Genomic DNA, 21,839 nt, shown 5'->3' with positions numbered 1-21,839 from the left:
AGGCTTGTAAACAAATGTTCACCAAATTCAAAAAGAAAAAATGTTGCGGAACGGACGATGATATCCGGAGCGACCTTGAGAATATAATCCTTGTAGGAAATCCAAACGTGGGGAAGAGCGTTATCTTCAATCACTTCTCTGATAGTTATGCCATTGTCTCAAACTACCCCGGAACCACGGTTTCAATAAGCAAGGGAAACGGAAGGATCGCAGGAAAGGACTATGAGATCATCGATACTCCCGGCATGTACTCGTTGCTTCCCATAACTGAAGAAGAACGCGTTTCACAGAGCTATCTCTTTAACAGCAAGCCTTTTGTTTACATCCATGTAGTGGATGCGAAGAATATCCAGCGTATGCTCCCTCTGACCTTGCAGCTTATCGAAGCAGAAGTACCCCTCATACTCGTCCTGAACATGATGGACGAGGCTGCCGAAAGAGGCGTTGAGATCGATGAGGAAAAGCTCAGCAAAGAGCTTGGGATCCCTGTGATCTGTACAACTTCCATCAAAGGAGAGGGACTGGACAGGCTTGAGGATGTTATCGCCGGTTATGAGTATCAGCCTGTGGAGAACAGGGTCAGGCACAGCAGGGAACTCGAGAACGCTATCGAAGAGATAGGAGACTTGATCGGATCCGAATATGGCATCTCAAAGAGGGCACTTGCACAGCTGCTTCTCCAGAACGATAAGGTTGCATTTGAAAAAATTAATGAAGATAACGAAGATGTTGCAGCGGTCCGCAAGGTGGTCGCTGAAACTGAAAAAAGCTATACTGACCCCCTTAACTATGTCATAACGATAGAAAGACAGGAATTCGTCAATGACATTGTCGGGTCTGTCATGACCAACAATAGAAGGACGGAAAGCCCTGGATCAAATTCCACGGATACAAAGGGAACAGCACTCAGAGAGCGTATCGACAAGCTCCTCATAAGCCCCATCACCGGAATTCCAATACTTTTGCTGGTCCTCTATTTCGGACTCTACAAGTTCGTGGGAGGATTTGCAGCAGGAACCGTTGTGGACTACCTTGAAAGCACATTGTTCGGAGAGATGATCAACCCATGGGTCATTGAGAAGTTCAATTCCCTCGTCCCATATCCGGTCATACAGGACCTCTTTGTTGGCGAGTACGGAATATTCACACAGGCAGTGACCTATGCCATCGCACTGATCATGCCGCTAGTGGGTGCATTCTTCATAGTATTCTCCATAATTGAGGATACGGGTTACCTTCCACGTCTTGCAATGCTCATCGACCGTGCTTTCAAAAGAATGGGAATGAGCGGCAGGGCAGTTATCCCTATGGTACTTGGTTTCGGATGTGCAACCATGGCAACAATGGTCACACGTACTCTTGAGACGAAGAGAGAGAGGATCATCGCAAGCATGCTGCTCTCACTGGCAATCCCCTGTTCCGCACAGCTTGGTGTCATTCTGGGTATACTCTCTTTCAGCTCAAAGGCACTGCTGATATGGGCTTTTGTCATCGGTATCGAGCTTTTGGTCATCGGTTTCCTCTCATCAAAGGTGCTTCCGGGAGCAAGCCCAAGCTTCTTCATGGAGATGCCACCACTAAGGCTTCCGAAGGCTTCGAACGTGCTTATCAAGACATATTCAAGGATGCAGTGGTATTTCCTTGAGGTACTGCCCCTGTTCGTAGTGGCAAGCGTGCTGATCTGGATCGGAAGGCTTACCGGATTGTTCGAGATGGCTGTCAGGCTGTTCTCATACCCATCACAGTGGATAGGGCTCCCGGCCGAGGGCGGAGTTATGTTCCTCTACGGGTTCTTTAGGAGGGATTTCGGTGCTGCTGGACTGTTCGATATGTATAATGCAGGAATGCTTACCGACATCAACCTAGTTGTCGCTGCCATCACACTGACATTGTTCATGCCATGTATAGCACAGTTCATGGTCACCGTGAAAGAGAGAGGAGCTAAGATCGCCTTTGCAATGGCTGCATTTATCTTCCCGAGCGCATTCGCGGTTGGCTACATTGTGAACTATGTACTGACAACGTTCGGAGTGGTATTATGAAGTGTCCCCTTTGCAGCCATGAGTTCGACCAGCCTGACAAATCAAAGTGTACAGGCTGCGGGAATTTCAGTTCATGCAATATGCAGCGCTGCCCGAACTGCGGGTATGAGATACCACGGGAAACAAAACTTGAAAAGATCGTCAGAGGGATATTCAAATGAAGATAAGCGAGAATGCGGAAGAGATCCTGGAAAGGATGTGGGTCTGCATAAACGAGGAGGGGACAGATCCTGTGAGCCTGAGATCCCTCGGGGTGGAAGAGAGCTCACCCGATATACAGGAACTGCTTGAGATAGAGAACATCACACTCTCCGGTACAAATGCCAGCCTTACAGAAGAAGGGGCTGCAAACGGCAGGACCGTTGTCAGAAGACATCGCCTTGCCGAGAGGCTACTTGCAGATGTCCTGAACACCAAAGAGAAGTATATACACAGCTCTGCGTGTGATTTCGAGCATATCCTCTACAATGGTATCGATGAGAACGTTTGTATCCTGCTTGGTCACCCACGTACATGCCCTCATGGAAGACCGATACCTGAGGGTGAGTGCTGTATAAAGGCAAAGGAGGAACTGGAGCATGTAGTTGCTTCACTTTCGGCACTGAAGAACGGACAAAGCGGAACCATCGCTTATTTCAATATGCGGGAAGAGGAAAAGATGCAGAAGATGCTGGCAATGGGAGTTCTGCCCGGAATTCCGGTAAAGCTTGTGCAGTCGTATCCTTCCTATGTCTTCGACCTGAACCATACAAGATATGCAGTTGACAGGGAAATTGCCGACAGCATATATGTGAGGACAAAAAGGGACTGAGAGCAGGTCCAGCCCTCAATAATGTACTGCCAGCCAGATGGTCTCGGTCGTCTCGCTGGTCCAGATTACCCTGTGTTTGCAGTGGGCAGGAATGTTAATATGATCGCCGGGATAGAGGTGCAACACCTCCGAATCTTCGAACATCAGCTTCGCCTCCCCCTGCAGCACCATGACCCATTCGCCCCGGTCCTGATCGTACCATTGTCCCTCCGGAGTCACATGTTTTTTGGAGATGATACGCTCGATCAATAATCCCTGTTGATCCACCAGGGGCTCGAAAACCTCATGGGTCAGATCGGCAGGGATTGGGTTAAAAACATTATATTTTTTCATGACACACCTAATGAGTCCTATCAATAAAAAGGACATCACAAGATAAACTTAGATACATTAGATACTCAGAATTATCGAAAATTCATCCTTTATTTCTACGACCTATTTTCCGGTTTAATGATCGAAAGGGCATTTTGATCATCAAAAACTTTATGTGGTTTTCGATACAGATTCCTGCCTGATGGAGAAGAAAGAGAAACGTTTTTCAGGCCATGAAAATGAGGAAAATCTGCACGACAGGGTCATGTACATCCATAGCCAGCCCTGGAGGATCGTTCTTGCAATTACCGGAGGCGGAACTGAAGCTATCGGCCAGCTCCTGAGATACGGAGGAGGTTCTGCAACGGTCCTTGAAGCTATCGTGCCTTACAGTCCTGAAGCTCTTGACACCCTTATTGGAAGGAAGCCCGAGAAATACGCTTCACCAACTACCGTCAGGTCCATGGCAATGGCAGCATACCGCCGTGCATTATCCCTTAAAGAGAATGATGACAGAATCCACAGCCAGAACCTCATAGGTGTGGCTGCCTCCTGCAAGCTCTCAACAGGAACGGCTGAGCGCGAAGGACGTGAACATGAGATATATGTCGGCATCCAGTCCTTTGACAGGACAGTAGTAAGAATGCTAAGGCTCACAACCGGCCGTTCAAGAGAGGAAGAAGAGCATATCTCGGCCTGCATGATAATAGATTCAATAGCAAAGGAATGTGGCTGGAACAGGGAGATGCTTACTGACAGACTTTTGGACAGGGGAGAAATTATCGAAGACATGGAAGCGACAGTTCCCAGGGAGATTGCTGAGATGCTGGCCCGGCCGGACAGTATAATGAAAAACACGGACCTCATGCCGGATGTTGTCGAACTGGAACTCAGGGAGGGAGGAGTTGCCGACAGACCAGAGGTCATCTTTTCAGGGTCTTTTAACCCGTGCCATCAAAATCACATTATAATGGCCAGGCAGGCCTATCAAAAACTGGGGAAAAAGGTCCATTTCGAGATCTCCATCACAAATGTTGACAAGCCTCCGATAGATCTCATATCGCTTCAGGAAAGGCTTGACTCGCTCAGGGAATACGGGGACAGGGATTTCCTGGGGAATATCTACCTCACTGTTGCCCCGCTCTTCATCCAGAAGGTGAAGCTCTTTGAGAACGCCACGTTCATCATCGGAGCCGATACTGCCAACCGCCTTTTCAAGACCCGATACTACCGCAACGAAGAGGATATGAGGAACATGCTGGCGGAGTTCAGGGAAAAGAACATCCACTTCCTTGTGTTCAGGAGAAAGGAGGTGGGACTGAATATAGAGCAGGAGATATCCGATCTCTGTGAGGTCGTACCGCTGGAAGAGTATGAGGACAACGGGACCTCATCTTCTGCGATCAGGAAAGAGCTGAACATTGAATAAGATATAATCCCGCTTCTTTTTGTAAATATTAACTTGTGAAAAAATAAGGTTGCTGCTATTAAATATTTATATAAACCATTAACCGGAAGACTTGCCAGAACAAACTGATCCCCCGGCTAAATGGGGAGACAGATGGCAGGTGGAGCCATGAAAAACGAATCTGTGCGAGCCCCAAGAGATCCACAGGACAGAAAAACGAAGCGATCCGCATACAGTTGCTGCAACCCACTGGTAAAAGTGAGAGCACTGGTCAGTAATAACGATGCCTACATCCCGTTCTCGGTGATCGGCATCTTTGTGATACTGGGAGCTGTGCTCATCTCTGCCTGTTTCCTGCAGACCGACTTCGAGATCGCTCAGACGATATATACCACCGAGAAGACGGACCCCGAGAAGATCGCCATCGGTCTTGCTTCTGCAGACCTGTCAAGATGTCTCAATTATGCAGGCATGGAAGCCCTGAAATGGAAAGGGGAACATCCGATAATCCAGCCTGTGAGCACATCGGGTGGTACGACATCTGAAGATGATTTCATGATCAATGCCCGAACGCATGACCTTGAGGCCGGGGATACATTGTATGTCAGGATCGACCTGCCTTCGGATGTGTGGTACAGCATCTCCTCCCTCTGGAAAGACCAGAACATCATACTGAGGATAAAGGACAGCAAAGGCCAGACCATCGAATCCGTGGACTATGGGGAAGCTGTGAGCTTCTGGAAGACAGTTTCTTTTGAGGAGAGCTTCCTGCTGTCATTGGAGATTGAAGCCGGATACGGCACCATTGAGCTGGAATGTGGAGGCAGCGTGAAGGCAACCGACTGGTTCAGCGTTGCCATGAACCCTGTAAAGGACATCTCTGCAAAACATTTCAACGAGCTGGTCACGGGGAACTACCAGTATAACAGTTACGTCTATGACAGCTATGCCATCAACGTGGAACCGGACATCCGACCACGCCAGATCATCATAGAGGAGATCAACGGTACGCTTGAGAGGCAGATCAACGATGACAAACGGACATATCCCATCTATTACACTTTCACCATCCGGGACCTGAACTATACCTTTGTTGACCTTGAGACCGGCGAGACTATCAACCGCAGCATGGACATTTCCACGCTTGTGACCTCAAGAGAGCCGTTGCTGGAGGAGCTCACCACGGAATACGAGCGCTCGCTGAACAGTGCCGAAACATCGAACATCGTCCTGGGGGCCATGAACATACGTTCGTTCACCTACGGACCCTGGCAGCACTATGCCAACGGCCCGCTGAACATTATCACCAACCCGGCACTGGCATCTGCTGTGAACGCGGGGGCCGCCTATTCCCAGAAGCGGACCTTCGACTCGGTTGACCCCCGGGCACTGATGTACACCACATACTACAACGGCAAGGTCTTCTACGAGGACGTATACGGAACAGCCGACGAGTACGGCATCAATGGTTCCAACAACTCTGCAAACCTGACATCTGTTTACGAGGGGCTGGCTCAGAAAGATTCATTCAGCATCGACATAGAGGAAGGGATCAGCGAATCCATGACAGCCACCGGCACGAGCTTCGATCAGGTGGATGAGCAGGCAAACATCGTTGTTGCAGCATCGGACTACATCCCGAGCCTTGTGGACGGCTGGGTGTTCAACGACCACATCTGGACCGGGGAACATGACCTTGTGCATGATGTTGCACAGAGGGTCTATTCTGCAGGAGTGCAGGCACAGGTAAAGAGGGATGGTTTCAATGGAACTGTGCCGGTGTTCACCTATACCAGCGGGAAAGTGAATTCAGCGTCCTACAACTATCACACGGTTTCCTGGAAAGCCTCATACGGGATCGATGGAGAGCACACCGGAGCCATTGAACCATCATATCTCTGGAACAGCTCATGGGACCGATCTTATGAAAGAACGTTAAGCCCGAAAATCAATCCTCCAAGGGGGACTCTCACAGGCTGGAAGGTCACTGATGCGTCCGTGACCCTCGATTCAGTGCAGACAGAGGTCACAATAACGCCGGTCTTCCGCCACAGGGAGAACGACAATGTTACAGGAGTGGTTCGTACTGAAGGATACCTTGAGCGCGAAGACCATGTGTTCGACTGGAACGTGACATACAATATCGACTACAGGGTCACTTCGAAGTGGGAGATATACTACACATATTACTATACCTACAAATGGAAGGAGATCACCGGATATCACACTAATGAGTTTGGAGCAAGGATCCCGGAATACAGTCATCATTCATCATCAGGCACAGGATCGAAGACAGAATATTACACCACCACTGAGACCCGTTCAACATCTCACCTTGTGACCGAGACTGAAAAACTGAGCATACTCTACCACAAGCGTCCGCCTACCGGAACCTATGAAGGCATCGCCTCCTACGATGACCCGGTTACCCGGGAGTACAGGGAGACCACCATTGAGATCGACGGGATCGAACGCCATGACCCGGCCTGCAGTGATGCTGCTGACAGGTACAGGGACCAGTACGTCGATATCCACGAGATAGAGAATCGCTACCTGTTGTTCCTGAATGACTTTTACCTTCAGGAGCAGGTGGTGGAATGCGACATCCCGGACTGGCTCCACAGGATGGTGGCTGAGGAACTGCTGGAAATGGTCGCCTCCATCGAATCAGATGATCCCGCTGTGAACGTATCCCTGATGAACAACCCCGGTGCAGACCCGACACTCCTCAGGTACGAGGCTGCAAAGGAGCTGACAGGCGATCTCAGCCGGGACACGGAAAACTACGTGGACCGCCAGCATTACCTGACCGGCGGCGAGATGTACGTAAGCAGCGATGCAGCCCGTTATATCGCTAAAAATGAGGCTTACCTCAAACTGATGGAGGAGATCGAATACCAGAACCGGAAGCTGAACAGTGACCTCAACGATTACCTGCTGGAGAAGCTCAACGAAGCTAACGTTGACATCCCCGACCTTGACACCGGAGCACTGGACAGCGTGACCTCCGGCTCACTCTCACTTTTCAACAACCCTGCCATGAGCATGGCCGGCACCGCACTGGGAACCGAGATGGGGATCATAGACACCATGACCATTACAGGCATGCCCGAAAGCAAGTACAACTGGACCGAAGGCATGACGCTGGTGGTGGACCAGTACCCGGACTACCTCTACCATGACCCGGAGTTCGACCTTAGGGGAGAGTACGAGCTGAAGGACCCGAAGGGTATGACCATCTACCCCCTGGGCGTGAGGAACACCTGCGTGTTCTCCACCGGGATCGCAGATGATATAGCCGGCCTTCTGGACCAGACCAGCGCCCCGGTAAAGGAAGCCACTGTACAGATGGTGAGCAGCAGCATCGAGGATCTCAGCACAGAGGTCAAAGCGCTGGAGCAGAACCTGAGCGAACAGGCCGTCCCCCTTGACACCACGGCATTGGACCAGCAGGTCACCGGCCTTACCACCACCTACAGCAGCCGGATGAGAGAGAACATTCCGGAAATGATCGCAGATGAGATCAAAGCCGACCCCGTGGTCTCCCTCTGGATAGCAGAGACCGAGGTTACCGCGATCAGCCGGAACCACCTCTACAGCCTTTCCAATGCCCAGATCATCAACCAGTCCGCCAACGGAACCCTCGCCAATTGGATCTCCCTAAAACTGAGAGCTGAGATCATAAAGGACAATCCCGACCTCACCGGCGATGAGATGCAGGCCGTCCTCAACCGCCTGGACACCGATGTCCGCATCGGTATCGCAAACGGCATCAGCGCAGTGATAATTGACAACAGCGCCATGATAGACGCCTCCTTTGCAGCCGTCAACACCGAACTCCGGAAGCTGACAGACGACGCCACCACCCGACTAAGCGAAGACATCGCGGAGAAGGTCAACGACCGCCTGGAAAAGACCATGAAACACGTCCCCATGGGACTTCCCGTCCTCCCCCCGCACTGGATGTTCACGGTCAATGTCTGGACCTACGATGTGATCGGCAAGTACGAGTATTTCGAGGTGACCGATAATGACAATGAGGTTATTTTGAATGCTTATATCGGGCATGAGGGGCAGGTGTATGTGCGGGAAGAAGAACTCATAACACATCCGTATAAATTTGGTAATAATGGCCAACCAATTACAATTGGTATAAATCAACCAATTGTGTTCCAATTTAATGGATATGCTGCTAGTGTAGTAGGAACAGGACCAAAAGGAGTGGGAGATAAAGCTGGCAATCGAAATGAAGAATCAATTGGATATTCCACATTATCAACTGAAATAAGAGGCTAAAAATGATTACAAGAATAATATTTGGATGTCTTGTATTTTTGATCATAATAAACAATGCATCCGCATACAATCCCTATGGAGACGTCTATACATACGACGTATATTATAATGATGAATTATTAGGACTGGAAGCAGCAAAACCAAATTTAAAAATTGGAGAGCCATTCACAATTAGAATAGACATCAAAGTGTACCAAAATAGTTTCGTCTATGTTGAATTAACGGAATTAGGAAAAGATAACTTTGAGATAATTAGCGGACCTACATCCCAACTAGGAATGTATAGCGAAGGAGACTTTTGTGAGATAAATTCTACACAGACCTATGAGTGGACAGTAGTCCCTACTGAAAACTGGGCAGGTGGTTCTGTACCTCTAGACATTTATTATGCTATATATGAACCCAACAACTCTGAACCTCTGGTAAGCTCAGGTTTCACAGCAGTCCTCCCCTACATCTCCACCGAATACTACGACGGCCCGGAACCCACACCAGCAGAATCCCCGGAGAACGATACCAATCAGACTCCAGCATTCACCCTCCTGGCTGCCCTGCTGGCAATAGCACTTGTTGCCCTGCGCAAAAAGTGCTAACCACTTTCCACATAATTAAGCGGTTTAAATAATCTGGCAGTAGTAGAACCCTTTATATAAGTAAAGACCGGAATATAACTGAGGAGTCGAAATATGGATTGTCTGTTCTGCAATATCATAAAGGGAAATATCCCATCATACAAGGTCTACGAAGACGAAATGACCTATGCTTTCCTTGACATAAACCCCTGTTCTAAAGGACACACAGTGGTTACCCTCAAGAAGCACTACGAGAACTTCACCGACATGCCTGCCGAGGAAGCCGGAGCCCTTTTTGCCACCGTAAAAGTGATCGCAAAAATGGTAGAGGAAGCCGTATCTGCAGACGGCTCGAACATCGGCCTGAACAATAAGCCCGTAGCCGGCCAGACAATACCCCATGTCCACGTCCACATCATCCCCCGCTTCAAAGGAGATAACGGCGGATCCATGCATTCAATAGTAGCCGATCCAAAAGCTGCAGACGATCTTGAGGAGATGGCGGAGCTTCTGGTGATGGAATAAGAAAAAATCGAGAATCGAATTTTTGACAGGACATTAGTCCATTCAAGCTCCATTAACTACTTGGTGCTGTAATATATTCATAGATAGAATCTTCGACAGGATGATTCATCCTGTACCTTACTTTTACAACTGAAACGTTTTTGTTGTTGTCATCAACCAAAGTAGCTTCTTTGAAACTACCATCAATAGGCGTTACATCACCCATGTAGTAGAAATCATCACTTTCCCCATTGCTCTTCTTAATGAATAAAGGCAAACGTAATCCATTTCTGTAATTTCTGATGGTAGCAACATCTTTGCTGTCCAATTTTCTTCTCGATTTTGACATCCATTCAAATTCAGAATTGTTAACAAACCCTTCTTCATATTTTGTAGTGCTCGAAATGTGCTCTTCTTTGTGATAATTGACAAATATTGGACAATTTGTCTTTTCAGGACTGATAAGATATCCTCCAACATTCTGTGCTAATGGATTTTGATTCCAGTTCAGAATTCTAAAAACGTCTTTCCTAGAATATTTCTGATACAATACGAAACCATCAACATACTTATTTTTGTCAAAATTTCGATCATAAATTGTTTCAGAATAATCCAGCATATCATTTAAAAAGCGCAGGAAAGTCTCATTTTTCAGCGATTTTATAAAATCATCAGTAAATGATATAATTTCGTTTGTATAGGAAACAATGCTTAGACCATATATTTCACTGACACTAATTAGTTTCCTATTATGATTTTCAGTCACAAAGTCAAAATTAATGTTTTTAATACACGATTCTATTGTTTCATCGGAAATCGAAATGCCATATTTATCAAAAATAATCGCCTTTAATTCTTCCTTTAGAAGAATATCTCCAGCGATCAGTTTCTTAAGAATAATAACTTCCTCAACCCTTTTGGTGTTTGCAATCTCATTGGAGAATAACTCGAGTAGCTTGATTTCCTTTTTCGATAGTTTGTTTTGCAAGGATTCTTCCTGGCTTGATACAAAGTTAAAATAGGATTTTGAATATTTCGCATACAATTGTGGATCTCGAGAACCATGCTCTACAAAATCCATCATCATAGGAATTCTGCCAACCTTGAACTTTAAGAGCTCATAGTCTTTGACAAGGTCTTTTTTGAGATGCAAGTTCGCTTTGTCAATTGCTGCAAAAATCCTATCATGCGTAATTTTATCAAAATTGATAGTTGAAGCACCCGGAATCAAACTGCTCCCACTTAGCATCAACTTACGCAAAGTATCCTTATTGTAAGTGGTATCCCCATACAACGCAATTGGAATTAAGTAATTATTGTTATAATTACCTATGAAATCAATCACAGTAAGGAATTCTTTGTCATTAGCTTTACGCAAACCTCTACCTAATTGTTGTACAAAAATTATGGCCGATGATGTGGGCCTCAACATAATAATTTGATTTACTTTTGGAATGTCTACTCCTTCATTGAAGATATCAACAGTAAAGATATAATCCAATTTTTCAGAAGGATTGTAACTCTCCAATCTGTTTATCGCATTAATTCGTTCAGCCTCACTATTTTTGCCAGATAATGAAATAGTCTTGTAACCTCTTGCATTAAACGCATCAGAAAGTCCTTGACTCTCATCTACACTGCTACAAAAGATAAGCCCCCTCACACAACCATTGTCACAACCATAAAATTCAGCTTTTTCAGTGATCCGACCTACACGTTCATCTGCTGTTAACAAAGAAAAGGCTGCATCTTCATCCAAAACTTGACCATCTACCGTAATATCAGTTACTCCAAAATAATGGAATGTTGATAACATCTTTTCTTCTAAAGCCCTATGCAAACGTATTTCGTATGCAATATTGTGTTCAAATTGAGAAAAGATATCGAACCCATCTGTCCTTTCAGGTGTAGCGGTCATACCCAACAAAAATTTGGGCTTGAAATGATTGAGGATCTTTTGGTAAGTTTCTGCTCCTGCTCGATGAGTTTCGTCTATAACAATATAGTCAAAATGATTTTCGGTAAATTGGATTAAATGTTCATCTCGAGAGATGGTCTGAATTGTTGAAAATATAAAATCAGCATCAATTTCCCTTTCATTCCCAGAGTAGATTCCCATGCTTCGGCTGTTTCCAAAGATCTTTTTGAAACTATTCATAGCATTTTCTGCAATGTTTCTACGATGTACTACAAATAAAAACTTATTAGGATTATATGCTTTCACATCGAATGCAGAAAGATATGTTTTACCTGTTCCTGTTGCAGAAATTAGCAGGGCTTTATCCTTTCCATTTGATCTTAAATCTTTCAGGTTTGCTAATGCTTCTTTTTGCATTGCATTAGCAGCTATAGAATCGGTGTGATGGAATTCAATGTTTTTTCTTGAATCTGAAATAAACCTTTTTTGCAAATTGTAATCTACTGCATAAGAATTGATGAATTCATCATCCACAGAAATGGCATTTTCAAATTCATTCTTAAATTCGTTAATTGAATCAGCTATCAATTTAGAGTCACAAGTCGCTGAAATTTTTAGGTTCCACTCTTTATTTGAGCATAATGCATTAGCTGTGAGGTTACTACTCCCAATAATCAAGTTATATCGATTTCCCTTTTTGAAAAGATAGCCTTTTGCGTGAAAATCACAACCTACTGCGATTTTTAATTCAATATTTTTAAGCTTTGATAGGCACCTCAGTGCTTCTGGTTGAGTAAAATATTGATACTGGGAAACCAATACTTTTCCATAAATCCCAGCGCTTTCAAGTTCTTGAAATGAATTTATTAAAGAAGCTACGCCACTCTTTGTTGCAAATGCCACTGAAAACCAAAATTCGTCACAATTTTTTAGTTCTCGAGATATAGTTTGCAGTACTTTTTGCCCATTAACGGCATCGTTTACTATTAATTCTGGAATGTACTCCTTTTTTGAAGCAAATGACCGGTCAATGAACCCAGTTTTCAAGCTATCTAATAAATGAACAGGAAAATTATCCATTTTAACATTCCTTCATTAATTTTGAGACAATTGGAAGATCTGCTTCTGCCCAATCCAAAGTCAATAAATTTTCTGGATATTCCCACTTGAATGCAATATGTTCTTTAAGGTTCAAGTTTGAAGTTAAAGCACTACAAATGAAACTGTGCATAGTAATACTAAAATCAGGATACTGATGATTTACAGTTAAAAACTTTCTCTCAATTTCTACATTAAGATCAAGTTCCTCTAGTAACTCGCGTTCTAACGCGTGTTCTTCAGTTTCATTAGATTCAATTTTCCCACCTGGGAATTCATATTTTAAAGAAATGTAATCGTATTTCCCATGATCTCTTTGAACACATAGAACCTTGTTATCATCAATGATTATTGCTGCAACGACTTCATAGTGTTTCATTTATTTCTACATCCCGGAAAATATGATAACTGAAATAATTTATAAATCTTTTTAAAATTATCGAGAATACTGTGGGATCTAAATATGAACAAAAAATTGATCGAAGAAAATCCTCTAAAAGTTCCCCTCAAAAAATCCCAAAAAGTGGGCTCATCGAGCATATTTTAATGTATTTATGTGAAATAGATCTCTAAAATGGACATCATCTTTACAAATATCAAATTATAATCAATATAAAATTATATTAAACGAAATAAACTCCTTAATCTTCATATCTATTTTTAATAATTGTTAATTTCAAATAAGTATATATACTCAGCATTCCATTCAGGGCGTCCAATGCTCAGAATAGATAGAACCTCAAATAAACCTTCAATATACATTATTACGTCCTGTATTATGTATGGAAGCGTTTGTGTGTTATTAGAAGGCATAAATGGAATGGAAATTGGTTCCATATTGTTCTATAGATTCTTCTTTGGATTAATTGGGATAATAGCCTTTATTATCGCTACAAAAAAGTATAAAGACTTTTATTTGTCGAAAAAGAAGCCATATATGCTTTTAAGAGGGATTTTGAACATCACATGTGTGTTCTCATATTTCCTTTCCATGAAGTATGCGGGCGTGTCCATTGCGGTCATGTTACTTTATACAGCTCCGGTATATGTGACCCTGGCATCGCCCCTGCTGTTCAGGGAGAGGATAAGCAACCAGAGCATGATAGCATTGGCAATATCCGTAGCAGGCATCCTGATGCTTATCGACCCCGGTAATTTTTCCTCCGCCGGGATGGGAGGTGACTTTCCGCTGGGCATATTCTTCGGACTGATATCCGGACTTTCAAGTGCAGCCGGAAGTCTGACCATAGACCATCTGAAAGAGGACTATTCAGGAGTTACCATGGTATTCTGGTCAACCCTCATAGGAATGTTGATCCTATCACCATATGCCACCAGTGTCTCCGGCCAGGTCGTCCTCGATAACCTCGGCAACCTCATTCAAATGGGGCTTGGGATCTCAGCAGTTGCAACCCTCATATATCTCAACGGGGCCGTGAACATGAAAGCCCGGAAGGCCAGCGTTATCGCACTACTGGAACCGGTAAGCAGCATATTCTTCGGTTACATGTTACTCAACGACCCAATATTTGAAAGTACGATCATAGGATGCGGACTCATACTCACGGGAGCTTTTATGACCAGCATGGGAAGCATGCCCATCTTCGGAAGCCGCATGCAAGCGTGGTTGAAGCCCGGAAGAGAACTCTATAATGCATACTGGAGAGGTTTTTCGAAATTGCAGGCAGTAAGCTTCAGACGATTTTAAGACCAAAGGATAAAGTGGAAGGCCATCAGGTCATATCAGTGGCCATCCATATGCCCCGGACCCCATGGGCCATATTCTCGTTTTCAGATTACAGGGAGTTCTTTCTATTCCGCTGATCAAAACCCCCATTCAGGATCGCCATTATGGACAGGGAAGTACATTTGAGCAAAAATATTAGCATCTGTGTAAAAAATGGCCGTCTTATATCGTTACTTCCGGACTTTCAACAGAAATGACAAGGGAAACTGTTAAATAATACATAGTAGTTTTCATACAAAAGACAATGGAAATTTATACACAAAGTTATCAGTGGTGGTAACATAAAAGAGAAAAAAGTCAAAATAATCATCGTTTCATTAGTGGCAATCTCATTGGCACTAATCTACAACTTAACCCCACATTTAGGGAATCATACAAGCTCATCCAAAATGATCCCGTTGCTTTTAACCACGATCGGATTTTCCATGATAGGTATGATCTACCTTCTGGAAACCAGAAGATCCAGACCGGAAGAAGAATAAAAGAAAACGGTTCCCATAACCTTATCCTATTCGGACCTTAACAAAAAAGGATGAAAGAAATAAGGGATCTTTCATCATCCTTCACTTTTTATTTTTGCCCCTTTCAAAAAGGGTTATTTTTTCTTAATCCTGAACACAACTACGGCCATCATCACCATTGCAAAGAAGCCCGGTGCAGTGAAGCCATCCATTGAAGCATCCCCGTCCCCACTTCCAACAGGAGGGTAATTCTCATTTTCAGCATCAACATCTTCTGGCGAAATATCCCCTCCGAAATCCCCTATCAGGCCATCCCATTCTTCATCCCCAAGTTTCAGAACAGTCCCTGCATAGCTATCCTGAACAGTGATCTTCTCACCTTCATAGAGATCAATTACCTCATTCGCTGTTGTTACCTCAACGATCCCATCCTGAACATAGATCCTGTCAACAGACATGTCAGGATCGTGATAGACCACATACTCAGTTCCCTTAACCCCTGTCACAGCTGTGGGAGTGGTGACGAAAAGATACATTCCAGCCAATTTCTGGACTCTCGTTCATACCCCACCAAAAAATAGTTTGATAAACCTTACATTTTTATCAGTATTGTCTTCTTCAACCCGAGTGGAGATCTCGATAAACGACCTTTCTTCCATCCTGATCCGGGACCTTCCATCATCAAATTTTAAAGTTACCTTCGACCCCCTCAATGTCTTTATTTGATCGCCTTCATGTATCTCGTTCTTTTCATTGATCTTCTCCCACTGATCAGACCACGGATGCAGCACTTCCACCCGGCCTTCCAGTTCTTCAACAGTCCCGACAACCTCCGTAATGCTGACCTTCTGAGCAGAGATATAGATCTCATCAACATATGCTTTTGAATGCTGCTCAAGAGTGGATGCTATCCCGTAATTAGAATGATCGACAATTGAGATGACAAAATTATGGTATTTGAAAACGATCAGCTGTATCTTTATGTTGTTTATTTCGGCATCATAGGCGATCCTGTCAAACTGCATTCCGCTCTCCGCAGCCTTCACATCCGCACCATAAAAACCGGATTCAAACCCCTCGATAAGTTCTGCCTGTTGGAGCTGGAAATAATTGTTTGCCTGCTCTTGCGAGAAAAGATTTGACATGGCGATCTCATAACCATATCCTGAATCATCACCATAGGCAAACACGACCTCTTCACCGATGATATCTCCATTTGCATCCTGTAAGCCATAGCTTGTTTCCGAGGCAAGCTCAAAGCCATACAGACTTTCAGGCGAATCCGCAGCAATCACTATTGGAGAAGTGCATATGAAAAGAGAGAAAAATATGAGCAATGTGAAGAATACCGTTTTCAAAGGCCGCTTACATGAGAAGTTGAAATACTGTATTTTTTGGAGATGACATACTATATTATTAGTTCTTAATTAAAATAGAATTACGGTAAAATGCACTCTTCTTAGGATACATCCAATGATTTTAAAAAAGGATATTGACTTTGAAATAACAAGAAAGACAAGATCCCCCTAATCCGGCAGGACATATAATTCGATATCATAAAGCCGGATCCACAAGATCTGTTGGTATAGTAAACCAAAATGTACTTCCTTTCCCAACCTCACTTTCAACCCAGACCTCACCGCCATGCAATTCAACAAAATTCTACACAAGGCTGAGGCCAAGTCCGGTGCCACCATGTATTCTTGCATCCGAAGGATCGATCTGGATGAAGGGACGGAACAGTTTCTCCTGATCCGCGACTGAAATGCCTATACCGGTATCTTTTACAAGAACGGAGATCTTATCATCGGAAGAACGTGTTTCGATGGTCACATATCCACCCCGGTCCGTGAACTTTATCGCATTGCTCATCAGATTGTAAAGTATCTGCCTTAATTTCATGGCATCCGCTACAATGAAAACTTTATCTATGCCCACGCACTTCAGCTCAATTCCTTTCTCTGTTGCCAGAGGCATCATGGTATCCTATATTTCATTGATGACGTCATGAACAGCAAACTTTTGAGGGTTCAGTTCCATCTTACCGGCCTCGACCTTTGACAGGTCAAGTAAGTCATTAATCAGTTCCAGAAGATGTTTGCCACTCCTGTTAACATTGGAAACATACCGTTTCTGAGTCTCATTCAGAGTGCCAATATTTTCACTGCAAAGTACTTCCGAGAATCCGATGATCGAATTGAGAGGAGCTCTCAGTTCATGGCTTATATTCGTGAGGAATTCTGATTTGGCCCGGCTGGCATCTTCAGCCGCAAGCTTGGCATTGAGCATTGCCTCATTTGCGCGCTTTTGTTCGGTCATGTCCCTTGAAACACCCAGAATGGCCTTCCCCCCCATGTAATCAATAAGTCGGATATTTACCTCAACCGGGAATATAGATCCGTCCTTACGGGCAAGAGTTGACTCAAAGATTTTGTGCCCATCCTGAAGAAGTTGACTGATGCGTTTGCATACCTCTATTGTACCATCAAAAAAATCCAGATCTTCCGGCGTCATCTGAAGAAGCTCATTCCGACTATAACCCAGTTGCCTGCAGGCCATCTTGTTGACTTCCAGGAACCTTCCATCAAGGCCAGTTACATAGATCGCATCATTAGCATTTTCAAAAACCGTCTTGAATTTCTCCTCACTTTCCCTCAGTTTTCGTTCTGCATTCTTGCGTTCAGTTATATTTCTGGCAACTGCCAGGATTGCAGGAGTTCCTTTGTATTCAATGGGGCGGATATTGAGTTCAACCGGTACATGGGTGCCATCCTTACAAATACTCACGGTCTCAACGATACCGCCACCCTGCTACATTTTCTCAGCAATCTGTCTGCCGATGTCCTTTCTGATCTCCGGAGGGGTTATGTCAAATGCCATCATCTGTAGCAATTCATCTTTCTGATATCCCAGATCATCACACATTATGCGATTCACTTCCAGAAAACGGCCATCAAAAGTATGGATAAGAATTCCGTCATTTACGGAATTAAATATAGTTTCAAAATATTGTTCCATAATTCCCACCATCGCATCCGACAGATATAGAATCCTAATTTAATTCTCTGGCAGCAAATATATAGATTTGGTAAAAATGGTTCGTTGAGATCTCCTGTTCGAAACATGAACATTAAAAAAAATAAGAGATGTCTGAAAATAATGGAATGTGCCAGATAACACTCGAAAATGCTTTTTTTGAAGAAGATAGAACAACAGGAATAAATGAATAATAATAGTCCCGCCCGGATTCGAACCGGGGTCCCAGGCTCCAAAGGCCTGAAGGATTGACCACTACCCTACGGGACTTCACATCCTGCATATTGCACAATAATACTTATTTGTTGTGCAAAATATTGATCATTTCTGGATAATGAGGGTCAGCACATCACCATCCATCAGCTTGTGGTCAAGACCTGCACGCTGACCGGGATGCTTGGCTGAAGGTCCCCATATCTGGGAATACCTGAACTTCTCACGGAAATCACGGTGCAGACGGTCACAGATATCCCCCACGGTCACACCGTTGGTCACGATCATCGGCTCGTCCATGTCTGCGGGGCCACCCTGTGGTTTCAGGTATACCCTGATGAAGTCCAGAGCTTCGTAGATCAAGTCCTTGACCGCTTCAAGGTTCTTCTCCTCATTGGCGGAAATGAAAGTAGCTTCTGGGAACTTCTCCCTGCAGAACTCCAGGATCTCCTCGTGGGCCATATCCACCTTGTTGATGACGATCACAGCAGGGATGTACACCCTGTTTGCCATCATGGCATCGATGAGCTGGTCCATGTTGATGTTCTCCCTGACAAGCACGTGGGCATTGTGTACCTTGTACTCCCCCAGGATCGCCTTGATAAGGTCATCGGAAAGTTCAAGCTCGATGGTGGTGCTGATTATCACACCACCCCTGTCCTTCTTCTTGATGGTGACATCCGGCGAGGACATGTTGACCCTGATACCTGCATCGTAGAGCTCCTGCATCAGCACATTATAGTGCTCGGTCTGGAACACGTCCAGCAGGAAAAGCACAAGATTGGAGTTTCTCACAACAGAGATGACCTCTTTACCACGGCCACGGCCGCTGGCTGCACCTCTTACCAGACCCGGCACATCAAGTATCTGGATGGTCGCTCCCTTGTATTCCAGTACACCCGGGATCACGTCAAGGGTCGTGAACTCATACGCACCGACCTCGGAATGTGCACCCGTAAGCTTGTTCAGAAGCGTGGACTTACCCACCGAAGGGAATCCCACAAGTGCAACAGTAGCATCGCCTGACTTCTTTACAGAATAGCCCTCTCCGCCTGATTTGGCAGAAGCTCTCTTCTGCACATCTTCCCTCATGCGTGCAAGCTTGGCCTTCAATTTTCCAATGTGATGGGATGTTGCCTTGTTGTAGGGAGTCTTACGGATCTCCTCCTCGACTGCCTGGATATCTTCGTGTATGCTCATCTGCTCCCTACCAGTACGTCAATATAAAAAAGATTTTCCTTGAAGGGGGTGAAATTACCTGCAAACATCTTCAAAGAGTACAACATCAACCTCAGATCCTCTTCTCAACATGGACACATCCGCAGGGATCTCAATGAACCCGTCCGCAGCTGCAAGAGTGGTGATCGATGCCGATGTTTTGCTGACAGAGAACACACTGTCCCCTTCCAGCCTCACAGCATGAAGTTCATACCGACCTCCGGAATCGACATCATCCTCCAGAACACCCGAAACTACCCGTCTCACAGGTTCCGGTGCGCCCAACCCTCTCCTGATAAACGGCAGGAGAAACTCATAGAAAACCATGAGCGAGGACGTAGGATTGCCAGGAAGTGCAACGATCGGGATCTCATTGATAATGCCCACAACAACAGGTTTTCCCGGCTTGAAGTTGAGACCATGTGCCAGGACCTCACCCTTATCCTCAATAATATTGAACATGAAATCGTCCGGCCCCGCCGAGGTACTGCCTGAAGTCATTACCAGGTCACACTCAGAAATTGCTTTGTCAACGGCTTCGCTGAAAGCCTCCCGGTCATCCCTCACGATACCATATAAAACAGCATCTGCTCCGCAATCCGTAACACTTGCAGAGAGGGAATAGGAATTGCAATCGTAGATCTTTCCTAGGTCAAGTGGTTCGCCAGGCACGGTCAGCTCGTTTCCGGTGGAAATGATCCCCACCTTCAGGGACCTGATATCAACATACCTCATCCCGACAGCTGCAAGCACACCTACCTCACGGACACCTATCCGGGAACCTCTGCGTAGCACAAGCTCGTCCTTCGTTATGTCAAAACCAGCATGGATCAGTTCCTGACCCGGGTTGACTGCCACTTTAATGAGAACATTGCCATCCTGAAGCTCAGTATTCTCCACCATGACGACCGCATCCGCACCTTCAGGTATGGGACCGCCTGTTGCGACCTCCACAGCCTCCATCTCACCCACGCGATATTGTGAGAGTTGTCCCACCGGGGAGAAACCCAGCAGTTTCAGGGATACCGGCACTTCATTTGCTAAAAGCACGTCCTCCGAACGAACGGCGTACCCATCCTTGAGGGATTTGTTAAAATTGGGTACAGAAGTAGCTGAAACGATATCCTCTGCCAGTACACGGCCTGTTGAATCCTCAATTTTTAGTTCCCTTACATGGGTGCGGACATCGAGCCCTTCAAAAAGCTGCCTTGCATCCTCAATGGAGAGCAGGTCATGCAATATTTTCCGTGGCATTGTCAGTTCAGAGTTAAGATAGAAAAAAGAATGATCTTCAGAAAGATCATTCGTAGATAGGGGTACCTGTGCTGCCGGTAACCTCTTCGAAAGCAGCGACTGCTACCTTGGTGATAGGACCAACAGAACCGTCTCCGATAGGCCTTCCGTCAAGCTTGGTGATAGGTGCAGCCTCTGCTGCGGTACCTGTGACGAAGACCTCGTCTGCAGTGTACATATCGAAAAGACCGAGGTTTGTGACAATGACCTCATAACCGCGCTCCTCGAGAAGCTCGATCGCAGTAGCCCTTGTGATACCCTTGAGGTTGTTGATGGTTGGTGGAGTGTAGACCTTGCCGTTCTTGATAACGAAGATATTGTCTCCGGAACCCTCGGAGATGAAACCGTTCTGGTCAAGGAAGATAGCCTCATCGCCACCCTTCTCGTTTGCCTCGATCTTGGCAAGGATGTTGTTAAGGTAGTTCAGTGACTTGATGTTAGGGGACAGTGCATCCGGTGCATTACGCCTGACTGCGACTGTGACTGCCTTAAGACCGACCTCATAGAGATCGCCATACATTGCTCCCCATTCCTGTGAAACGATGTAGATACTGGCCTTTGCACACTTGCGTGGGTCAAGACCAAGATCACCAATTCCACGTGTGACGATAGGACGGATGTATGCATCCCTAAGGTTGTTCTTCCTGAGTGTCTCAAGGATGGCCTCACTCATCTCTTCCTTTGAGATAGGGACCTCAAGAGCAATTGCCTTCGCAGAATCGTACAGCCTGTCAATGTGCTCCTGGAGCTTGAAGACACGACCGTTGTATGCCCTGATTCCCTCAAAGACACCGTCACCGTACAGGAAACCGTGGTCGTAGATAGAAACCGTTGCATTTTCCTTTGTGACAAACTCACCGTTGAAATAGATCAGTAATTCGCTCATATGAATCCTCTTTAGTAATACCGG

Annotated in this window: 17 protein-coding genes, 1 tRNA gene and 2 pseudogenes; 8 read left to right on the top strand and 12 right to left on the bottom strand. The window is 45.3% G+C overall.

The features are described 5' to 3' along the window. Window positions 1–14: 14 nt before the first annotated feature. The 3 genes from feoB to ACR3I3_RS03835 are packed head-to-tail and all read left to right on the top strand — an operon-like array spanning window position 15 to window position 2,853. Window positions 15–2,042, top strand: coding sequence for a ferrous iron transport protein B (gene feoB / locus ACR3I3_RS03845; protein ID WP_440953248.1), 2,028 nt, complete (start codon window positions 15–17; stop codon window positions 2,040–2,042). Beyond that, window positions 2,039–2,203: a hypothetical protein gene (locus tag ACR3I3_RS03840; RefSeq protein WP_440953247.1), complete on the top strand. Its 165-nt coding sequence runs from the start codon at window positions 2,039–2,041 to the stop codon at window positions 2,201–2,203. The genes feoB and ACR3I3_RS03840 overlap by 4 nt, the downstream gene beginning before the upstream one ends. After that, window positions 2,200–2,853 carry a metal-dependent transcriptional regulator gene (locus ACR3I3_RS03835; protein WP_440953246.1) on the top strand — a complete coding sequence of 218 codons (654 nt, stop codon included), beginning with the start codon at window positions 2,200–2,202 and terminating at the stop codon, window positions 2,851–2,853. Before ACR3I3_RS03840 ends, ACR3I3_RS03835 begins: the two co-directional genes overlap by 4 nt. Before the next feature lie 15 nt (window positions 2,854–2,868). On the opposite strand, the gene ACR3I3_RS03830 is transcribed toward ACR3I3_RS03835, so the two are convergent. Continuing rightward, entirely contained in the window at window positions 2,869–3,210 is a 342-nt protein-coding gene (locus tag ACR3I3_RS03830) for a cupin domain-containing protein (protein ID WP_440953245.1), read from the bottom strand. A 157-nt stretch (window positions 3,211–3,367) separates the two neighbouring features. Here ACR3I3_RS03830 and ACR3I3_RS03825 point away from each other — a divergent pair, with 157 nt between their 5' ends. From ACR3I3_RS03825 to ACR3I3_RS03810, 4 genes are all read left to right on the top strand, one after another. Continuing rightward, a complete protein-coding gene (locus ACR3I3_RS03825) occupies window positions 3,368–4,594 on the top strand; it encodes a hypothetical protein (RefSeq protein ID WP_440953244.1) in 1,227 nt (408 codons plus the stop codon). A gap of 147 nt (window positions 4,595–4,741) precedes the next feature. After that, window positions 4,742–8,869 (top strand): DUF7286 family protein, encoded by a 4,128-nt coding sequence (locus ACR3I3_RS03820; protein WP_440953243.1) that lies wholly within the window; start codon window positions 4,742–4,744, stop codon window positions 8,867–8,869. Between the two features lie 2 nt (window positions 8,870–8,871). Next, entirely contained in the window at window positions 8,872–9,462 is a 591-nt protein-coding gene (locus ACR3I3_RS03815; RefSeq protein WP_440953242.1) for a sarcinarray family MAST domain-containing protein, read from the top strand. Between the two features lie 93 nt (window positions 9,463–9,555). Continuing rightward, the gene (locus ACR3I3_RS03810) at window positions 9,556–9,966 is read left to right on the top strand and encodes an HIT family protein (protein WP_440953241.1); all 411 of its coding nucleotides are present in this window, start codon (window positions 9,556–9,558) and stop codon (window positions 9,964–9,966) included. 52 nt (window positions 9,967–10,018) lie between these two features. Here the strand turns inward: ACR3I3_RS03810 and ACR3I3_RS03805 are convergent, their stop codons facing one another. After that, complete coding sequence (locus ACR3I3_RS03805; protein WP_440953240.1) at window positions 10,019–12,943, bottom strand: DUF3427 domain-containing protein; 2,925 nt, start codon at window positions 12,941–12,943, stop codon at window positions 10,019–10,021. 1 nt (window position 12,944) lies between these two features. Further along, window positions 12,945–13,340, bottom strand: coding sequence for a (deoxy)nucleoside triphosphate pyrophosphohydrolase (locus ACR3I3_RS03800; protein ID WP_440953239.1), 396 nt, complete (start codon window positions 13,338–13,340; stop codon window positions 12,945–12,947). Between the two features lie 339 nt (window positions 13,341–13,679). Here ACR3I3_RS03800 and ACR3I3_RS03795 point away from each other — a divergent pair, with 339 nt between their 5' ends. Next, complete coding sequence (locus ACR3I3_RS03795; RefSeq protein WP_440953238.1) at window positions 13,680–14,669, top strand: DMT family transporter; 990 nt, start codon at window positions 13,680–13,682, stop codon at window positions 14,667–14,669. Window positions 14,670–15,303: 634 nt separating this feature from the next. Here the strand turns inward: ACR3I3_RS03795 and ACR3I3_RS03790 are convergent. The 9 genes and pseudogenes from ACR3I3_RS03790 to ilvE form a co-directional block, all read right to left on the bottom strand. Further along, on the bottom strand, window positions 15,304–15,714 hold the full coding sequence (locus ACR3I3_RS03790; protein ID WP_440953237.1) for a hypothetical protein: 411 nt from the start codon (window positions 15,712–15,714) through the stop codon (window positions 15,304–15,306). A 15-nt stretch (window positions 15,715–15,729) separates the two neighbouring features. Continuing rightward, window positions 15,730–16,464: a hypothetical protein gene (locus tag ACR3I3_RS03785; RefSeq protein WP_440953236.1), complete on the bottom strand. Its 735-nt coding sequence runs from the start codon at window positions 16,462–16,464 to the stop codon at window positions 15,730–15,732. A 259-nt stretch (window positions 16,465–16,723) separates the two neighbouring features. Next, a pseudogene (locus ACR3I3_RS03780) lies at window positions 16,724–17,041 on the bottom strand (ATP-binding protein). 114 nt (window positions 17,042–17,155) lie between these two features. Then, window positions 17,156–17,458: a sensor histidine kinase gene (locus ACR3I3_RS03775; RefSeq protein ID WP_440953741.1), complete on the bottom strand. Its 303-nt coding sequence runs from the start codon at window positions 17,456–17,458 to the stop codon at window positions 17,156–17,158. A gap of 60 nt (window positions 17,459–17,518) precedes the next feature. Continuing rightward, window positions 17,519–18,187, bottom strand: a pseudogene (locus tag ACR3I3_RS03770) (PAS domain-containing protein); the annotation flags it as partial. A 215-nt stretch (window positions 18,188–18,402) separates the two neighbouring features. Beyond that, window positions 18,403–18,475, bottom strand: a tRNA-Gln gene (locus tag ACR3I3_RS03765). A 51-nt stretch (window positions 18,476–18,526) separates the two neighbouring features. Next, window positions 18,527–19,618, bottom strand: coding sequence for an OBG GTPase family GTP-binding protein (locus tag ACR3I3_RS03760; protein WP_440953235.1), 1,092 nt, complete (start codon window positions 19,616–19,618; stop codon window positions 18,527–18,529). Between the two features lie 54 nt (window positions 19,619–19,672). Next, complete coding sequence (locus ACR3I3_RS03755; RefSeq protein WP_440953234.1) at window positions 19,673–20,890, bottom strand: molybdenum cofactor synthesis domain-containing protein; 1,218 nt, start codon at window positions 20,888–20,890, stop codon at window positions 19,673–19,675. 46 nt (window positions 20,891–20,936) lie between these two features. Beyond that, entirely contained in the window at window positions 20,937–21,815 is an 879-nt protein-coding gene (ilvE, locus tag ACR3I3_RS03750; RefSeq protein ID WP_440953233.1) for a branched-chain-amino-acid transaminase, read from the bottom strand. Window positions 21,816–21,839: the final 24 nt, after the last annotated feature.

This window comes from Methanococcoides mangrovi (assembly GCF_052057775.1).
Taxonomy (GTDB): domain Archaea; phylum Halobacteriota; class Methanosarcinia; order Methanosarcinales; family Methanosarcinaceae; genus Methanococcoides.
The sequence above is the reverse complement of the archived record's forward strand: the minus strand, read 5'-3'. Positions and strand labels throughout refer to the sequence as shown.

Bases quoted from the DNA above. Each gene is read 5' to 3' on its own strand.
- feoB (WP_440953248.1), top strand. From the start codon at position 15: ATGTTCACCAAATTCAAAAAGAAAAAATGTTGCGGAACGGACGATGAT.
- ACR3I3_RS03840 (WP_440953247.1), top strand. From the start codon at position 2,039: ATGAAGTGTCCCCTTTGCAGCCATGAGTTCGACCAGCCTGACAAATCA.
- ACR3I3_RS03835 (WP_440953246.1), top strand. From the start codon at position 2,200: ATGAAGATAAGCGAGAATGCGGAAGAGATCCTGGAAAGGATGTGGGTC.
- ACR3I3_RS03825 (WP_440953244.1), top strand. From the start codon at position 3,368: ATGGAGAAGAAAGAGAAACGTTTTTCAGGCCATGAAAATGAGGAAAAT.
- ACR3I3_RS03820 (WP_440953243.1), top strand. From the start codon at position 4,742: ATGAAAAACGAATCTGTGCGAGCCCCAAGAGATCCACAGGACAGAAAA.
- ACR3I3_RS03815 (WP_440953242.1), top strand. From the start codon at position 8,872: ATGATTACAAGAATAATATTTGGATGTCTTGTATTTTTGATCATAATA.
- ACR3I3_RS03810 (WP_440953241.1), top strand. From the start codon at position 9,556: ATGGATTGTCTGTTCTGCAATATCATAAAGGGAAATATCCCATCATAC.
- ACR3I3_RS03805 (WP_440953240.1), bottom strand. From the start codon at position 12,943: ATGGATAATTTTCCTGTTCATTTATTAGATAGCTTGAAAACTGGGTTC.
- ACR3I3_RS03800 (WP_440953239.1), bottom strand. From the start codon at position 13,340: ATGAAACACTATGAAGTCGTTGCAGCAATAATCATTGATGATAACAAG.
- ACR3I3_RS03795 (WP_440953238.1), top strand. From the start codon at position 13,680: ATGCTCAGAATAGATAGAACCTCAAATAAACCTTCAATATACATTATT.
- ACR3I3_RS03775 (WP_440953741.1), bottom strand. From the start codon at position 17,458: ATGCTCAATGCCAAGCTTGCGGCTGAAGATGCCAGCCGGGCCAAATCA.
- ACR3I3_RS03760 (WP_440953235.1), bottom strand. From the start codon at position 19,618: ATGAGCATACACGAAGATATCCAGGCAGTCGAGGAGGAGATCCGTAAG.
- ACR3I3_RS03755 (WP_440953234.1), bottom strand. From the start codon at position 20,890: ATGCCACGGAAAATATTGCATGACCTGCTCTCCATTGAGGATGCAAGG.
- ilvE (WP_440953233.1), bottom strand. From the start codon at position 21,815: ATGAGCGAATTACTGATCTATTTCAACGGTGAGTTTGTCACAAAGGAA.